Source organism: Aliiglaciecola aliphaticivorans (genome assembly GCF_054782055.1).
The window spans coordinates 112174-128746 of record NZ_BAAGTF010000007.1; the positions used below are offsets into that span (position 1 = coordinate 112174).

Sequence of the window (16573 nt, forward strand, 5' to 3'; positions counted from 1 at the left end):
GAACATTTGGGATACCTTAATTATGAGCAGAACGGTTTTTTGTCAAAAACTACAAAAAGAAGGCGATGGGCTGGACTTTCAATTATATCCGGGAGAAGTGGGTAAGAAAATATTTGATAACATAAGTAAGGAAGCTTGGGCCGATTGGCAAAAAAAACAAACCATGCTGATCAATGAAAATAAATTGAATCTGATGGAACCAGAAGCTCGAAAGTTTTTAGAAGAGCAAATGGTTGGATATTTGTTTGAAGGAAAAGAGCCAGATATTGAAGGATATGTTCCACCTTCGGCTTAAATTAAACTAGAATACTGAACAAATAGGGGCCTATTTGCTGGGTTTTCGAGCAAACAGACCTTAAAACTAAAAATTTATTAAAAATCGGTTGACTTGATAGCCAAGAATCCGTTTAATACGCACCCACGGCGCTACCAAGTATACTTTTTAGTGTTGTGATTAGACGTAAAGTCAGTGCCTCGATAGCTCAGTTGGTAGAGCAGCGGATTGAAAATCCGCGTGTCCCTGGTTCGATCCCGGGTCGAGGCACCATTTATTCCAAAAGCCCTGAACAGCAATGTTCGGGGTTTTGTCGTTTTAGGGCTGAAATCGAACCAGTGCCACGCGTCGTGTTCTGCGCAGGATAAAAAACTTTAAAGAATCTCTTCAATGGATTTTTCACCATTAAACAGTTCTATTATGGTGCTTTTATTAGGTGGGTTGGAAACACAATATTGTAACGCTTTTGCCACATCTGTTCTGGTAATTTTTGCCTCATCTTTGTTGCTTGGACGTTGTGATGAAAATTGGCCTGTAGGCTCATCGTTTGTCAAAGTCCCAGGGCGAATAATCGAATACTGTAAACCGCTGTGCATTAGATGTTCATCTGCCATGTGTTTTGCTACCAAATACGGCTGCATTTCACCTGATATCTGTGAAGGGTCGTCTGCACCAATGGAGCTAACCATAATAAAATGCGAGAGTCCGGTATTTTTGGCGTAGTCTGCAGCGCGGCAAGCTGCCCATAAATCGATTAACAACGTTTTATCCGCGCCTGTGTGCCCGCCTGAACCCGCTACAAATACAACTTGATTGCAGTTTTCGAATGCCTGTTCAAAGTTTTTTGTGAGATCGCCTTCAAATATGGTCAAATTATCACTGTTCACATCTGACAATTTTTCTTTATCGCGAACCAGAGCGACCACTTTTTGTCCCGCATCTAACATTAGTGATGTGAGTTGTTTACCGATTTGCCCACTTGCGCCAATAATTAATGTTCTATTCATTTTTGCTTACCTCATTTCAGTAGTTGCGTGTTTAAAGACTAGGAAGCAATTACCGATCCTACCCCTGAAAAGGCAGTGAGGCCCAGTGATAGCCAAAGTTTGCTACCCATCGCATAACCTATTTTTTAGGTTATTCATGTAAGTTTTTTACAACCGATAAGTAAATTTTTCTGGTTGTGAGGTTGTACGGTCGAATCACTGGCCTTTGTTTTGATGTTGCTAAATAACCGTTAGTTCTACTTCAATATTACCGCGCGTTGCATTTGAGTATGGGCAGACTTGGTGTGCTTTATTTACTAGTTCTAAGGCTGCTGCTTTATCCATATCACCCAGTGATACCGCTAGTTTTACGGCAATTCCAAAACCACCGTCGATTGCGCCAATGGATACTTCGGAATTAATGGAAGTATCACTAGGTAAAGAGATTTTTGCACTTCCTGCGACTACTTTAAGTGCGCCTATAAAACATGCGGCATAACCGGCAGCAAATAATTGCTCTGGGTTAGTACCTTGGCCGTCATCACCTCCTAATCCTTTAGGTGTTGATAGGTTAACTTCTAAACGGCCATCGTCAGATTTAGCTGTACCTTCACGGCCTCCGGTGGCTGTTGCTTTTGCTGTGTAGGCTGCGCTTTTTAATACTTTCATAGTGAACTCCAAAGTTTTCAATTAATCATTATTTAGTTTGCATGCAAAATAATAGATTAAATGTTTTTCAATTGCAAATATTTTGCATGCAAATTATAATTAATTTGAAGTTTGGCTTTATAAGGTTGGGAGCGATTATGTCGTTTGAGCAATTAAAATTAGAAAATCAGTTGTGCCATCGGCTATATATGGCGTCCAACAGCATTGCTCGGGCCTACCGCGAGCCTTTAGCTGCCCTTAATTTAACCTATCCTCAGTATGTTGTGATGATGGCGCTGTGGGAGGAAGATGCAATAACCATAGCTGAGCTGGTGGACAAAACCGCGATTGATGGTGGAGCCATGACTCAAATTCTCAAGAAAATGGCCGAAAAATCATTGCTTGAGGTTATAAAAGACAAACACGACAAACGTAAACGCCTAGTGCAACTTACGCAAAATGGACAACAACTAAAAATTGCTGCCGCTCATATTCCAAAAAGTATTTTATGCAAATTTGAGAGTGTAGATACCACACAAGCCAGCCAGCTTATGCAGTTACTAGACTTAATTGTGGGGGATTTAAATACTCAATATGACGACCAGGCATAATTGATTAACACTGCCAATTTTTATTGAATAGATTTCTAACCATTGAAGTTAAACAGAAACAGGGGATGACGGACCGCAATCAATAAACTAAAGAATACTTACGTACTGTTTGTTAAAGCCGTTCAAAGTATTTGACCTTTAGATTAAGCTTAATTGTTTAGCAAAAATCCTTATCATGCTTGGTTTCAGTGCTCTAATAAAACGGTCAAATCAAGTCTATGGTGGTAAATAGCATCATTGATCGTGAATCTTATTATTTATGATTATAACCCACTAATTTCTCACTCATATTATTGGCTAAAGCCGATAATTCATCAGACATTGACTTCATGTTGTTGGCGCTATTGGAGTTTTCAACACTGATGAGATTAATTACATCGACTCTTTGTTTAATATCCATAGATACGTTCTTTTGCTGACTCGCCATACTCTGGGTTGCGCCGTTTAATACTTTAATTTCATCTACTGCATTTAAAGCTTGTTGCAGGACAGCTTCTGTTTTAGACGTCGATTCGACGGTTTCTAAGGCTGATATTTTATTGGTTGCCATGGCGGTCGAAGCTTCTTTACTGCCTGCTTGCAGTTTTTCGATCATGTTCTTAATTTCTTCAGTTGATCTTTGCGTTCTACTTGCTAGGGATCTTACTTCATCAGCCACCACAGCAAACCCTCTGCCTTGCTCCCCAGCTCTTGCTGCTTCTATTGCAGCATTTAACGCCAATAAGTTTGTTTGTTCTGCAATATTACGAATTACCTCCATAACGCCGCTTATTTCTTCACTAGAACGTGCCAATTCTTCAATCACCAATACTGAGCTTTCGGTTTTTTCCGCTTGGCTTTTAATATCTCTAATAGTGTTATTGAGAGTTTGTACACTAAGATTGGTTTCATTGTCTGCACTGGTTGCAGCTTTGTTTGCTTTGTTGGTATTTTCTTCAACAGCTAATGCTTGTTCCTCAAGAACTGAAGCTGAGTTGGTCATATTAGAAATTTCTGACGTTAAATTTTCCACTGAAATTTGAGTACTACTAGCTAATTTATTTAAAGAAAGTGCTTTGTCTATCAGTTGGTCGGCGGTTAGCTGAACGTCTTCTATGGTATTTTGTAATTTACTGAAAAGCTTATTCAATTCTTTTCCCATGCGCCCGAATTCATCGTCCTGTTTTTCGTCAAATCGAACACTCAAATCACGACTACCAGATGCAATATCTCTAATTGACTTGATATAATCCTCAATCCGCTGACCAACAATCTTTTTCAACAAAATAAATACCGTAATAAGAATAACTAAACCCGCAAATAGTTGTTTACTGACAGCCCAAAGAACACTAGAAAATACGATACTAGATACTTCATTTGCATCGGCAGCTAAAATAACTTTGTAACCCCATTTATCAAACTCTACTTGGGATATATCCCAGTCTTCAGGGTTTTCCATTGCGTTTGCTATTTGGCTATCAGACATATGATCGGAATGGGCTCTGATATTGTTTTTTGCATCAACCAAGGCAATAAATCCTTGATTTAATATTCGACTACCTTCAATTGTTTTTAAAACTGTGGCAATGTCAGCGGAATACCCTACGTACCAAATACCAATTGTTTCAGCCTTAGCGTCCTTCATTGGTGCGTACCCAGTAAGATAAGGGTTGCCTAAAATCTCCACTTGACCATAGTAAGCTTGTCCTTGATTGATTGCTTTTATAGCTTTGCCATTGGGGTTTAGCTTAGTACCAATTGCCCGCTTATTTTCTTTTATTACGTTGGTACTTATTCTTATATAGTCACTTCCTTTTTTACTAAAGATAGTTGCAGTGCCATCCATAATTTCAGTTAGACCATCAACTAATTCAAAGTTATTGCCTTGGGATTTATTCCCCATATATATATTATTGGCGGCAACGCCATTAACAGTTACTGAGCCACCTATTCTTGGAGGGCCTAGTTCAGCTCCCATTTTCATTAACAACCGCATGCTATTTTGTACTCTCTCAGCTATTAATGCGTCTGTCGTTTGTAAAATATCAATTATATGGGATTGTTGTTTAGCAATCTGGTCTTGAACATTATCTTGGGTATTTTTGACTCTTTCTACACCACTAAGATACGCTAAAACAATCGTAAAAAGCAGTATTACAGATGCTACAGAATAGAAGAACTTTTGTTGTATAGACATTTCTAAATACCTCAAATAAGTAGAAAAAGAGCGTGAAATTTTGCAATGAATAGGTCAAAAATATTGAATAATCGGCATCCATATTCAGTTTAAGTGTGTAACCATTTCTATTAAGTTTAAATATTCTCTACTATACGAGGTTAGGCTTACACTCTAATTATTCTAGTTCCTTTTTTGGCATCTACTTATTTATCTGCGACAATTTTTAATACTTTATTGCCGTTAACCTGCTGAATCTTTAACTAATTGTATTTATAACGAAATTATTGTGTCTTGCTTTTTACTATGATCTTTTGCGAGTTATGTCAGCAAATGCTATCTACCATGGAATGGTTTTGGATTGAAAATAAAAAAGGGTGCAAGTCCAACTCACAGCCCTTTTTAAACCCCTGTATTTGCACTAAAAGCTCAATGCAGCACCTACACTAATGGCTTGGTTTTTAATCTCGCCACCTTGATGATTCTCTGCGTTAATGTCTGAATATTCTGCAGAAATCGTCACCATACTCCACAGTGTATGATAGATCCCAAGGGTAAACTTACTTTGTCGTTTTACCTGGATAGCCGTGTCTTGGGGAGCTAAATCGATATTGGATACGCCGTAATTGACACCTACTTTGGTATTATCAAACCTATGGGTTGCTTGAATAAAGTATCCGTCGCTATCTCTTGGATTTGCTGCACTGTCTGATCCGTCAATCAATAGCCCGTAGTAACCTAAACCATCAGCTGAAAATCCAGAGGCTAATAAACTCGTGTCGCCGATGTTGTAAACCAATGTCAGGTCTATTCCGGTTGCATTGTAATCGTTTAATGCTGTGTCGACACTTTGCGTTAGGAATGTGGTAGATACAAATCCACGGTCAAAGTCATAGCGCAGTTTGCCATGTATCCCTGGGGTCTTTGAGCCACTGTCTCCTACAAACCCGTTACCACCAAAACTTACAGGGTCCAGAGGTTGGAAAACGCCTATTGCTCCACTTAAACCGTTTTTTGTATAAGAATAGGTTAGTTGTGAAAGGCGATCAGTAAAAATATAGCCATAACCTGCACCACCTAAACTGGTATTTAGTGGGGTAGTGACAAGGGCGGGGGCACCTACACCGCTTAAAGAGATATCTTGTAAAACAATATCTATTCCAAATACACCGTAATCACGACCGGCTTTAAAGGTTCCTATTTGCTCATTTCCAACAGTGAAAAAGGCGCGATAAGCTTTATTATCACCGCCACCATTGAAAGCGCTGTTATCAGTGCTGCCCGGTTCGTAGGCAAAAACAGCTTTAATATCTACCCCATTTTTTTGGGTTGCCGCACTAAATTGAAAACTTGCAGGGCTATAACCGTTAGAAACAGAAGTCGCGTCATCACCAGTACATAACAGTGCATTACCTGCTACATTGTCAGGGTTATCGTCGCAGCTTACGTATACAAGATGGGTGTTGATATAGCCATTAAAGCCAAAAGTATATCCATTACTTTCAATTTCTACAGCGTTGACTGCGACGCTTGAAAATATGCTTAATGTAAGTGCGATAAGTTTTACTTTATTTATATTATTCATTTGCTTACCTTGGTTTATTAAGTGTTTCTAGAGCGTTTGAGTTAAGGCGTTTGTCTACTAAATAGTAAAATTTAGGCGCAACAAACCCTAAACAGGCAAAGTGCCTATTTCAAAAGCGATAAAAAGGAGAAGCGGGGCAGGTTTGCCCCGTTGTATTATTTGTTGGCTATTTTATAACCATGGGGTTAACCGGAGAGCCAGTACCACCTTTCATTTTTAACGGTGCTACTGAGAAGAAGAAGCTGTATTGACCATCTTCAGCAGAATCTGCAGCTAAATCATCTAGCCAATACAATTCTGTTAAAACAACACCTAAGTTTCTAATTAGCGCACCATGTAATGGAATTACCATGTCATTGCCATTGACCTTTTGTGCGGCGAGTTCAACGGCTAAGTTATCGGCTGCAATAACGGGAATTTCCTTATCAGCAATCCATTGTACTAGCTCAGGGCTGTAACATAGACCTGGCTCATCAAGAGCTGTCCAGTTTTGTTTGTCATCTTCGTCATAGAATCTACCCATTGAACCCGTTCTAATCATTAAAATATCGCGTTTTTCAATGGTCAGTTTTTGTTTTTTAGCGGTATTTTTAATGTCAGCTAAAGTGACACAAGTGCCTGGTGCTAAACGATGATTTTTATCACCACTAAAACGACCTACATCAATAAGTACGCCACGACCAGCCACACCTACATCTCCTAAATGAGCAATGTCCACATAGTCGTGGCCGTGTACAGTCGTATCGGATGATTTGCCGTTATATACCTTATCAGAATACCAAGCATGGCCCAGAGCATCCATGTGGGTAGTACCTTGTAAGTACATGAAAACCGCATCATCAGAATATTTCATGCCGCCAACTAGCGGTTCAGATTTATTCGATGAATAAATACCCTCATCCTGTGCCATGAAGTGCATCACTGGCACACGACCGGGAAAGACTGGTCCAACGCCATGGATCATGGGTAGTTGTAAGGTAAAGCGCTCACCAGATTGAATGGCTTTTACTCCACGTTTTACTTGTGTTTCGTCTAAATAATTTAAGGCTCCTATCTGATCGTCTTTCCCCCACTTTCCCCAGTTTTTAGGCGCATCGGCTAATAATTTATCGATGTACGTTTCCTCAGCCGCAAATGAAGTTAAAGACGCGCAGGTAAAGGAAATGCCTACGACAAGGGCAGAAAGGGTTTTTGTCAGTGATGTTTTTCTTGCTATATGTGTCATGTTTCACCTTCTTCTTGTTTTGCCTTAATTGGCGATATAGTTTCTTTGTGCTAGGGCACAGAGACTAGCTGTCTGCTAATGACGCTCATCTGAAGTCAGCGCAGACTTATGTAAGTTCATTGCTCCTGTTTTTGGACGGCATTGAGACTTTGCCGTTTCTTAACTAATGTAGATTGATTAATTCCTAAAGATGCTGCGGCTGCTCTTGTGGAGCCGTACAAACGAAGGGCGTTGTCGATTAATTCCCGTTCTAAATTGGAAACTTGCTCTTTGAGGCTAGCAGAACTGAAAGGGTCACTTTGTACGGCCAAAGGTTTGATGGATTCAGGTAAATCCTTAGGTAGAATTTCAGTATGATCAGTAATTAGCACTAGACGCTCGGCCAAATTCATTAGTTCGCGGATATTGCCCGGCCATTTGTAATGTAAAAGAACCTCGGAAGTTTCCGGGTGCAGAGTTTTTTCGGTGTTGTATCGCTTTGCGTAGTGTTCTAGATAGTGTTCCAGTAACGATAGTATTTCGTCTTGACGGTTACGCAATGGGGGTAACTCTAAGGGCATAACCTGCAATCGATAATATAAATCTTCTCTAAATTTACCATCGGCAATCGCGGCTTTAAGGTCATGATGGGTTGCGGTGATCAATCTTATGTTGGTGGTTTTAAAGCGTGTACCGCCTAAGGGGAGGAATCTATTTTCCTCGATCACTTTTAAAAGCTTCGCTTGCAAAGATAAAGGTAAGTCACCAATTTCGTCGAGAAAAAGAGTGCCACCGTTGGCAATATCGAGTAATCCTTCTTTACCTTTTACTGATGCTCCTGTAAATGCCCCAGAGGTGTAACCAAATAGCTCCGCTTCTATCAAGCCCTCCGGCATTGCTGCACAGTTTAAGGAAATAAAGGGAGCTTCAGCACGCAGACTATTATCGTGAATAAATTGGGCCAACAAGGTTTTCCCCGTACCTGTTTCCCCCTGAATCAAAATTTTAACGTCGGTGGGCGCGACTTTTTCTGCCAGTTTGTAACATTGCCGCGTATTAGTGCCGGTTAATACGCCAGCTTTGTCGGTGAGTACATCGACATCGATACCGTAGTTTTTTCTTACGGTGAGGATTTGTTCCAATTGCTCTTCAGCATGTTTTGCTCGCAGCAATGCAGTGACGTCGCGAACCGAACTCATCACAAACTCAAGTTCGCCGTTTGCGTCGAACATTGGGTTGCCACTGACTACTATTTTTCGATCACCTTTAATGGTTTGGACCCGAGTGATTGGTTGCTTTTCACGGATCACCTCCAGTGAAATCGACTTAGATATATACCCCTCTGCAACTAAGTCTTTCATGTGTTTTCCTAGCACACGATGACGCTGTAAACCGGTTATTTTTTCGTATGCTTTATTTACGGTTATAGTAATACCTTCAGCATCGGTAATATAAACCCCGTCGGGTAAAGCATCTAAAACCGGCTGCAAAAGTTTGGCGTTCAGTGATTTCATTTGTCACCATCGGATTGATTAGTTGGGTTGAAGTTGTGCTCAGGATCACCTTTGAAAAAGTTCTTACCGTATATTAGAAGAACTAATAAAATACCGACGCCAAAGGCCCAAGTCGCTCCCTTAATGACTAAAATCGCAGCAATAATGCCTGCAATGCCTAAATCTCGTTGGCTCTTAGCTTCCATAATGCCAATTCTAAAACTCACAAATCCTTGAATTAGCAGTGTTAGGGCAAGGGCAACTCCTAGGATGGGTTGTACTAAGCTGACTACAGGCAGTAACAGCAAACCTGTATTCGTGCCCCATCGGAAAGATCCTGAGCCGCCAAAAATAGATTGCATCGCTTCACGCCCTTGTTTATAGCGCTCTACAATCACCACATGCATTGCTGCCCATAGCGGACCACACATCACAACATCTGGCCCAAAAATACTCATTAGTACATTTCTTCCACCAAAAATTAGATGTGAGCGGTTAGGGTCATAGTCAATTTTTTCATCAGGGCGTTTCTCATCTGCTTCATCTAAAATGGCTTTTGATTGCAGTACATCCCCAAACAGCACTATGTAGGCCGCCAATGCAGTAGGCAGTGCCGTCAAGAACATAGATGCATCTGGTAAACCTACTCCAAAAATTGTGTACTGGTTAAACATCAAAACGAAGTCAGGGCTGGTAATACCCCACTCAATATCTGGCCAATTCGCCTCAGAAACCACAGGGGCAAGTACGACTGCCAATATAATAATGGGAAAAATACCCAGTTTTCCGAGGTTCGCCCAGAAGGCGTTGCGTTGTTTTAGTTGGGCAAAATGGGTGCTAAAGATCAGATAAAATGCTAAGCCAACAGCAATGGTTATGGTGATTGGGAATTGCTCGAAACGCCCCCCTTCTTTAAACACCACCACTATCGCCGCTAGGCCCGCGCCAATGATTACACCCGATTTAATCGCCGAAGGAATAAGCGTTACCACTTTGGAGGCAAGTTTGGTTTGTCCAAGAACAATGGCTAATAAGCCGAGAATGATTTGGAAAGCAATTAATGCATGAACCCTGTCAGGACCCGGGTCAAAGGTTTGTACATATGCCATTAGTAACGGTACCGCTGGAGTGATCCAGCCGGGGATCACAGGGTCCCCTAAAATATGGTGAAGTAAATACAAAAAGCCATTAATCATAACGATTGCGATAGCTGCTTCGAAGGGCATCCCGAGTAGTTCCACCATCAGAGGAATTGCAGCGAGGTCAACGGCACACATCAATAAGCCCTGTAAATAGTCGGGCCACTCGAATCGGTAATGTAAAAAAGGTAGACGTATTTTAAACGGCCCTAAAGGAAAAAAAGTTGTTTCAGTTCCGTATTGGTGGTTTTTCCAAGTCATGGGTTTAAAGTTCCAAATTCTTATTGGTAAGGTTAATAGGCCGCGTAATATATGCTTTCAATATCAGACAGGGACAATTTTCTAGGGTTATTTTTCAGCAAACGTTCTACTTTAATCGCTTCTTGAGCTAATTCTGGAATATCTTCTTTGTTAATACCCAATGAATGCAATCCTTTAGGAATACCAACCTGAGCGCATAAATTATGAAGTTGCTGTATTACTTTATTGGCGACGAAATCGGCATTGTTTTCGGGGGAGACTGGAGTAGATAAAGCGCTGGCCATATCAACAAAGCGGGCTAAACACGCGCTTTTATTCCACTGCATTACGTAGGGGAGCATTAAGGCATTACTTACACCATGGGAAATATGATAGCGGCCACCTAATGGGTATGCTAAAGCATGGACTGCTCCAACGCCTGCGTTTCCGAACGCTAAACCAGCCATCAAACTTGCAGTGGCCATATTCTCCCGGGCATCCAGATCTTGTGGTGCCTCGTAGGCGGTAGGTAAGTGTCTCATAATCATGTTCATGGCTTTAATAGCAAGGGCATCTGTAATTGGGCTGGCGAACTTTGATAAGTATGCTTCAATTGCATGCACCAAAGCATCGACACCACTTGCTGCAGTTACATGAGGTGGGCAGCTTAAGGTCATTTCCGGTGCGACTATGGCAACATCTGGTAATAAATAATTGCTTACCACACCTTTTTTAGTTTGTTCTCTGGGTACAGCCAAAATTGCAATATTGGTGACTTCTGAGCCTGTGCCCGCGGTGGTAGGTATGGCGATGTGGGGAACGCCCCTATTAATCACCTTATTCTCGCCAAACATAGCATTTAAGGATTGTGAGTTACCCGCTAACATTGCAACACACTTAGCAATATCAATTGCACTGCCACCACCAACACTGATAATTGAATCATGAGGTTTGCAGTTATATACCTCAAAACAATGTTCTACTACTTCATTGTCGGGTTCGGCGTTTACATCATCAAAAATTGAAAAAGGCATAGTTTCAAGTTGAGCGGTGATAAGTTCTAAAGTTCCTGATTTTCTAACACCTTTGTCAGTCACTACTAGTGGGTAATTAATGTTTAAACTCTTAATATGCTCAATTAGCTCTGAGGAACAGCCGTGACCGGTTATTAGTGTATGAGCGCTTTTAAAGGATGATATTTGCATATTGTTCAAGTCCTCATTCCCATTACATCATCTTAAATGATGATGCCGTTCCTATTGAATAACACGAAGTAGCAAGACAAGTGCCAATACATGAAAAGTCATGTAAACCCAATGTTAACGGGACTTTTCCATTTGGTTACTGTTTTATTAATATACAATTACATAATAATTCGATTCCTTTTGGAATCAAATTGATTTCTTTTGGAATCGAAGTCGTATTTTGTGATGTAGAATCCTTAGGGTTAGAGTCGTTAAAATTAAAAACACTCTAACCCCAATTAAACTACTACTATTGTATTTAGGATTAGAGGCGCTTAGATATAGCGGCTAAACGTCCAGTAACTTCGCCAAACTCGGCTAAGGTTTCGTCAAAGATTTGTTTGATTGACTTAGATTCTTTAATGCGCCCTGCAACTTGTCCTGTTAAGGCAATTCCGGCCTCTAGATCGCCACCAAAGTAAACGGCTTTTGTGTCTTTAAATTCGTTAAATATGCTGGCTGAGCCTTCTTTTAAAATACGGGTTGAGCGTTCGGTGCGAAGCGCCCGCAACGCCGGGCCAGGCCCCGAGCGATTTAAAAACAGTGTATCGGTGGAGTCCGCGGCAATAATGGCATCTTTCCAATTTTGATGAACAGGGCTTTCCGTTGCACTTAAGATACGAGTACCCATAAGCACGCCTTCTGCACCTAATGCTAGTGCAGCTGCCATACTGCGTCCGTCCATAATACCGCCAGCTGCGACTATAGGTACGTTTACCGCTTCACACACCTGAGGTATTAACACCATGCTCGATACATCGTCGGCGTTTTTAAAACCGCCACCTTCTCCTCCTTCGACTATGAGTCCATCGACACCGGCTTCAACTGCTTTTAACGCACCTTTAAAGTTGGGTACAACATGGAAAACCGTTAACCCAGCCTCTTTTAGTTGACTGGTATACTTGGTTGGATCACCGGCTGACGTTGTAACGAATTTAATCCCTTGGGCAATAATGAAATCGAGTATTTTAGGATCACGAACAAAAGCTTGCGCAATGTTCACGCCGAACGGCTTGTCTGTTAAATCGCGCATTTTTATAATTTCTTCGCGAATAATATCAAGTTCACCTGAACTGGTTTCAATAATGCCCATGCCCCCAGCGTTTGAAACCGCTGATGATAACTGTGAGCGTGCTATCCAACCCATGGCTGCTTGAATTATAGGTTTTTCAATTCCGAGCATATCTGTGATGCGTGTTTTGAGCACAATATTTGACATATTTTTCCTTTGAAGTGAATCATGAATAAGGTCGGTATTAACATTGTTATAGATTTGTAACTCAAAATGGTACTTTTTTTCATGAATAGAGTGCCTAGCAATTGGCTTATTGTGTTAAGCCGGTTTACAAGCAGGGCCTGCAATCACTATTGTTTGTCAAATTCTAATAAGGTGGACGGAAAAGGGTTGGAAGTAAAATGACTGTCATGTTTTTTTACAAACTCGTTTTTCAGGAGGGTAATTATTTTATTCTGTGTTTATATAACCTTATGAATTTTATTGTAAAAATAAAGTTGGCTTAAACTGTGCAAGCTTTTTTCTAGATGCAAAATTGAAGTGAGCATCGGAAGCTTCAGTAGGATTGAAGCATTACTGATAAAAATTGATAATAAGGAAATCGAACAATGTTTAAAACAAAAAAATTGGCATTAGCAGGCATTACGTTGAGTGCTATGCTAGGTGCTCCGAGCGTAATGGCTGCACCGATTTTCATGCAAGGTGATTTTCTCTATACCCAAGTTTCGGACGACGGCACTCTAGGGGATGAAAACGCTACTCCAGGATTAATCCACGATGCTACAGGAACTGGTACTTTCGATACTGCAAGAGGTGATTACCTTCGCCCAGGTACGCCGTTTGAGGGTTTTGGTATTTCGTCTGACCAATTCAGTACTGTTGGCAATAGAAACTCTTCAAGTGATCAAGTAAGTCAAGTGAGTCTTACCGATCTGGGTGGTGGCACATTCGATAACCACGTACGCTGGGAAGGTACTGCAGACAACGGTTTTTTCGATATCGTTCATGACTTCTTCTTTGATGATGACGATGAGAACTTAAATATAACTACTACTATTACCGCTGCAAGCGACTTGACCAATCTTGCTTTTTCTCGAGCAATTGATCCTGATCCAGATAACTACAGCGGAGGTTCAGCAGCTACCAACAATGAACGTGGGTTAGATCTGAATAATGATGGTGATTATGATGATGCTGGCGAGTTGGCACAAACTGACTTTATTAGTGCTTCTGGTGTTTTAAGCGGCCTTACTATAGGTATGTTTACCGAAAGTGATTATGAGCACGATTCAGGAATAGTTGGATCTTGCTGTAGTGTTATCACTCCAAGTTCGTACGTTTTTGGTGGTTCCTACGCTCCTGTTGCCGGTTTTGATTCTGTCGGTGACCATGGTATCGGTCTAGGGTTTATGATTGGGGATTTGAACGCGGGTGAGTCAGCAACACTTAGTTACTCATATGTATTCGGTGATACTGTCGGTACTGTAGATATTCCAGGAGATGACGACCCTACTGATGTTCCAGCTCCTGCAACTATATTGTTGTTTGGAATTGGTTTGATGGGTATGAGTATGCGTAAGCGCTTGGCTAAGTAAATAATAGTTGAGGACAAGTTTGATTTAAAAGTGTCGTTTTAAATTAAGCTACACCTTCAATCACTATTTTTAATCGCTTCGATGCGTTAAGTACTGAAGAAAAGTAGTATTAATCTAACAGCCCTGAACAGAAATGTTCAGGGCTTTTTTTTGGTGTAAAAAATTAAGCCTAACTAAATCGTTATTTTAATAAAAACTTGATTTTGATAACGCTATTCGACGATACAAAACGCATTAAGTTTATTGCCGTCTAAATCTCGAAAGTAGCCCGCATAAAATCCTTTGTTAGCGTCTTCTGGGCGAAACCCAGGTTTACCCTCACAGGTTGCACCTAATTCCAAAGCAGCATTATAAAAGGCGTTAACTTGCTTCGGGCTTTCCATTGCCAGCGCCACCATAACACCATTACCCACTGTTGCAGACTCGCCATCAAAGGGGACTGTAACTCCCAGGGATGATTCAGTATCCGCTCTCTTCCATGCAATAAAATAGCCGGGCTGTTCCATGAAACGGCTTCCTCCGATTGTCTCAAATAAACTATCATAAAATTTACCTGACTTTGCTAAATCATTTGTACCTAAGGTAACGTATCCAAGCATTTTCTTCTCCTGTTTGTGTTTTTGAATGCAAAGTCATAATAGTCTTTGACTACTGACAGCTAATGTCAGTAGTGTTTAATTAAACTGCAAATATAAGTTCACAGATCCTGTGAAAAAAGATGGAAGTTAAAAGGCAACTGATATGCGTAAAGCTGAGAGGCTAAATGAAATAGTCCATTATTTAAGAAGAATGCACCAAGCAGTTACGGCGCAAACGTTAGCTTTGGTATTTGAAGTGAGCCAAAGAACCATCTATCGCGATATTCAAGACCTTATTGATACTGGCGTACCAATTTTAGGCGAGGCAGGAGTCGGTTACTTAATAGACAAGAAGTATCACCTTCCGCCTGTTATGTTTGACGCTGATGAATTGGAGGCCATTGCATTGGGTATAGGTATGGTAGGCAATTGGACCGATAAACACTTTGCCAAAAAAGCACAGAGTGCCTATCGTAAAATACAAGCGACTTTACCAGATACCTTAATTAATGAGCTTCATCAAATAAGTACTTTTTCTGCGCCGAGCCACTACAAAATTCCATGGGAAGTGAGTTTTTCCGAAGTGCGAGAATGTATCAGACGTAAGCAATTAGTAAAGTTCACCTATCTAGACTTAAATGAACAGCTAACGGTGAGAATTATACGGCCATTAGCTTTGATTTCATTTAGCCCGGTATGGCTATTGGCTGGTTGGTGTGAACTACGCAAAGATTTTAGAAATTTTCGACTCGATCGTATTGCTAAGTTTGAAAAGCTCGAGCGTCGCTTTACGCATGAAAAAGACAAAAGTTTAACCACCTATTTGAAACGTGTAAATGAACAGGATGAAACGCGTTTCAAAGGGAATGATTGTAAAGAACTTGATAGTAATTAAACGCTAGTAACTCGCACAGAAAGCACCTTAGACTCATTTGCTACTATTTTTTATGGCCTTTTATTAGCAAATCAACTTTGGAATGTAAACTCGCTATTCTTATTTTCAAGTTGAAGTTTGGTTTTTGTTCAAAATCCTGGGTAGCTAAGCTACTCATTGGCTATACTGGTTTTTATGATCAATAAGCCAGAGATGAATGCGACAAGGTAAACTGTTCTGCTGGATATAAATGGTATTCCGTTTAGACGAGTACGACAAAAATATAAGAACCTTTAGATTAACCTAATATAAAAATACTAAGGCAAAATTATGGCAACTCCAGAAGAAATGGCGCAAACCATGCGAAACAATGTGGAATCTAAAACCGGAAGAACCATGAGTGCCTGGTTTGAGGTTATTTCTAAGGGCCAACTAGAAAAGCATGGGCAAATTGTTAAGATGCTTAAAAGTGAATTTGCGGTTACCCATGGTTTTGCCAATTTAATTGCCAATGACTTTTTAAATCGCAATACTCAACCAGCAGATGATACAGCACTAATCGACAATCAATATAGTGGTGCTAAGCAAGAGCTGAAAGAAATTTACGATAGCATAATTCAAGGTTTGCATCCTTTAGATGAAATGCAAATAGCACCGAAAAAATCTTATGTTAGCCTGAGACGCAAAAAACAATTTGCATTGATTCAACCCTCCACTAAAACGCGTATTGATGTGGGGATTAACCTTAAAAATGTAGAACCTCAAGGGCGATTGGAAGCTTCAGGTAGTTTTAATTCGATGGTTTCTCATCGGATTAAAATCAGCCATGTCGATGAGGTTGATCAAGCGCTTTTCGATTGGTTAAAAATGGCCTATGAGCAAAGTTAAACTATGCGCTTGTTAATTTAGTTAGCGGTTTGTCATTCCAATAA

General features: G+C 40.5%; 15 protein-coding genes and 1 tRNA gene. 6 read left to right on the forward strand and 10 right to left on the reverse strand.

The features are described 5' to 3' along the window. Positions 1 to 22: 22 nt before the first annotated feature. Positions 23 to 295, forward strand: a complete 273-nt coding sequence (locus tag ACYVIL_RS04815; RefSeq protein ID WP_303477601.1) for an oxidative damage protection protein — start codon at positions 23 to 25, stop codon at positions 293 to 295. A 176-nt stretch (positions 296 to 471) separates the two neighbouring features. Beyond that, a tRNA-Phe gene (locus tag ACYVIL_RS04820) sits at positions 472 to 547 on the forward strand. 101 nt (positions 548 to 648) lie between these two features. Here the strand turns inward: ACYVIL_RS04820 and ACYVIL_RS04825 are convergent. After that, positions 649 to 1281 (reverse strand): SDR family oxidoreductase, encoded by a 633-nt coding sequence (locus tag ACYVIL_RS04825; protein ID WP_460311758.1) that lies wholly within the window; start codon positions 1279 to 1281, stop codon positions 649 to 651. A 219-nt stretch (positions 1282 to 1500) separates the two neighbouring features. Then, positions 1501 to 1929, reverse strand: a complete 429-nt coding sequence (locus tag ACYVIL_RS04830) for an organic hydroperoxide resistance protein (RefSeq protein WP_460311759.1) — start codon at positions 1927 to 1929, stop codon at positions 1501 to 1503. A gap of 137 nt (positions 1930 to 2066) precedes the next feature. Between ACYVIL_RS04830 and ACYVIL_RS04835 the strand changes: the two genes are divergently transcribed. Next, positions 2067 to 2519, forward strand: a complete 453-nt coding sequence (locus tag ACYVIL_RS04835; protein ID WP_460311760.1) for a MarR family winged helix-turn-helix transcriptional regulator — start codon at positions 2067 to 2069, stop codon at positions 2517 to 2519. Between the two features lie 253 nt (positions 2520 to 2772). On the opposite strand, the gene ACYVIL_RS04840 is transcribed toward ACYVIL_RS04835, so the two are convergent. The 7 genes from ACYVIL_RS04840 to ACYVIL_RS04870 all read right to left on the reverse strand — a co-directional run bounded on the left by ACYVIL_RS04840 (position 2773) and on the right by ACYVIL_RS04870 (position 12798). Beyond that, a complete protein-coding gene (locus ACYVIL_RS04840) occupies positions 2773 to 4695 on the reverse strand; it encodes a methyl-accepting chemotaxis protein (protein WP_460311761.1) in 1923 nt (640 codons plus the stop codon). 400 nt (positions 4696 to 5095) lie between these two features. Further along, positions 5096 to 6259 (reverse strand): porin, encoded by a 1164-nt coding sequence (locus ACYVIL_RS04845; protein WP_460311762.1) that lies wholly within the window; start codon positions 6257 to 6259, stop codon positions 5096 to 5098. 166 nt (positions 6260 to 6425) lie between these two features. Then, a complete protein-coding gene (locus ACYVIL_RS04850; RefSeq protein WP_460311763.1) occupies positions 6426 to 7484 on the reverse strand; it encodes a cyclase family protein in 1059 nt (352 codons plus the stop codon). A 116-nt stretch (positions 7485 to 7600) separates the two neighbouring features. Further along, entirely contained in the window at positions 7601 to 8977 is a 1377-nt protein-coding gene (locus ACYVIL_RS04855) for a sigma-54 interaction domain-containing protein (RefSeq protein ID WP_303475313.1), read from the reverse strand. Beyond that, positions 8974 to 10356: a hypothetical protein gene (locus ACYVIL_RS04860; protein WP_460311764.1), complete on the reverse strand. Its 1383-nt coding sequence runs from the start codon at positions 10354 to 10356 to the stop codon at positions 8974 to 8976. Before ACYVIL_RS04860 ends, ACYVIL_RS04855 begins: the two co-directional genes overlap by 4 nt. A gap of 32 nt (positions 10357 to 10388) precedes the next feature. Beyond that, complete coding sequence (locus tag ACYVIL_RS04865) at positions 10389 to 11540, reverse strand: iron-containing alcohol dehydrogenase (protein WP_460311765.1); 1152 nt, start codon at positions 11538 to 11540, stop codon at positions 10389 to 10391. 304 nt (positions 11541 to 11844) lie between these two features. Further along, complete coding sequence (locus ACYVIL_RS04870) at positions 11845 to 12798, reverse strand: NAD(P)H-dependent flavin oxidoreductase (RefSeq protein ID WP_460311766.1); 954 nt, start codon at positions 12796 to 12798, stop codon at positions 11845 to 11847. A 404-nt stretch (positions 12799 to 13202) separates the two neighbouring features. Between ACYVIL_RS04870 and ACYVIL_RS04875 the strand changes: the two genes are divergently transcribed. Continuing rightward, positions 13203 to 14189, forward strand: a complete 987-nt coding sequence (locus ACYVIL_RS04875) for a PEP-CTERM sorting domain-containing protein (RefSeq protein ID WP_460311767.1) — start codon at positions 13203 to 13205, stop codon at positions 14187 to 14189. 212 nt (positions 14190 to 14401) lie between these two features. On the opposite strand, the gene ACYVIL_RS04880 is transcribed toward ACYVIL_RS04875, so the two are convergent. Further along, the gene (locus ACYVIL_RS04880) at positions 14402 to 14788 is read right to left on the reverse strand and encodes a VOC family protein (protein WP_303475320.1); all 387 of its coding nucleotides are present in this window, start codon (positions 14786 to 14788) and stop codon (positions 14402 to 14404) included. Positions 14789 to 14930: 142 nt separating this feature from the next. Here ACYVIL_RS04880 and ACYVIL_RS04885 point away from each other — a divergent pair, with 142 nt between their 5' ends. Then, positions 14931 to 15662, forward strand: a complete 732-nt coding sequence (locus ACYVIL_RS04885) for a helix-turn-helix transcriptional regulator (RefSeq protein ID WP_460311768.1) — start codon at positions 14931 to 14933, stop codon at positions 15660 to 15662. A gap of 309 nt (positions 15663 to 15971) precedes the next feature. Then, entirely contained in the window at positions 15972 to 16529 is a 558-nt protein-coding gene (locus ACYVIL_RS04890; protein WP_303475323.1) for a DUF5655 domain-containing protein, read from the forward strand. Positions 16530 to 16573 lie beyond the last annotated feature (44 nt).

What these genes read in the sequence shown, in the direction of transcription:
- ACYVIL_RS04865 (WP_460311765.1), bottom strand. Translation starts at nt 11,540, where the DNA reads ATGCAAATATCATCCTTTAAAAGCGCTCATACACTAATAACCGGTCAC.
- ACYVIL_RS04845 (WP_460311762.1), bottom strand. Translation starts at nt 6,259, where the DNA reads ATGAATAATATAAATAAAGTAAAACTTATCGCACTTACATTAAGCATA.
- ACYVIL_RS04880 (WP_303475320.1), bottom strand. Translation starts at nt 14,788, where the DNA reads ATGCTTGGATACGTTACCTTAGGTACAAATGATTTAGCAAAGTCAGGT.
- ACYVIL_RS04830 (WP_460311759.1), bottom strand. Translation starts at nt 1,929, where the DNA reads ATGAAAGTATTAAAAAGCGCAGCCTACACAGCAAAAGCAACAGCCACC.
- ACYVIL_RS04840 (WP_460311761.1), bottom strand. Translation starts at nt 4,695, where the DNA reads ATGTCTATACAACAAAAGTTCTTCTATTCTGTAGCATCTGTAATACTG.
- ACYVIL_RS04860 (WP_460311764.1), bottom strand. Translation starts at nt 10,356, where the DNA reads ATGACTTGGAAAAACCACCAATACGGAACTGAAACAACTTTTTTTCCT.
- ACYVIL_RS04835 (WP_460311760.1), top strand. Translation starts at nt 2,067, where the DNA reads ATGTCGTTTGAGCAATTAAAATTAGAAAATCAGTTGTGCCATCGGCTA.
- ACYVIL_RS04825 (WP_460311758.1), bottom strand. Translation starts at nt 1,281, where the DNA reads ATGAATAGAACATTAATTATTGGCGCAAGTGGGCAAATCGGTAAACAA.
- ACYVIL_RS04855 (WP_303475313.1), bottom strand. Translation starts at nt 8,977, where the DNA reads ATGAAATCACTGAACGCCAAACTTTTGCAGCCGGTTTTAGATGCTTTA.
- ACYVIL_RS04890 (WP_303475323.1), top strand. Translation starts at nt 15,972, where the DNA reads ATGGCAACTCCAGAAGAAATGGCGCAAACCATGCGAAACAATGTGGAA.
- ACYVIL_RS04885 (WP_460311768.1), top strand. Translation starts at nt 14,931, where the DNA reads ATGCGTAAAGCTGAGAGGCTAAATGAAATAGTCCATTATTTAAGAAGA.
- ACYVIL_RS04815 (WP_303477601.1), top strand. Translation starts at nt 23, where the DNA reads ATGAGCAGAACGGTTTTTTGTCAAAAACTACAAAAAGAAGGCGATGGG.
- ACYVIL_RS04850 (WP_460311763.1), bottom strand. Translation starts at nt 7,484, where the DNA reads ATGACACATATAGCAAGAAAAACATCACTGACAAAAACCCTTTCTGCC.
- ACYVIL_RS04875 (WP_460311767.1), top strand. Translation starts at nt 13,203, where the DNA reads ATGTTTAAAACAAAAAAATTGGCATTAGCAGGCATTACGTTGAGTGCT.
- ACYVIL_RS04870 (WP_460311766.1), bottom strand. Translation starts at nt 12,798, where the DNA reads ATGTCAAATATTGTGCTCAAAACACGCATCACAGATATGCTCGGAATT.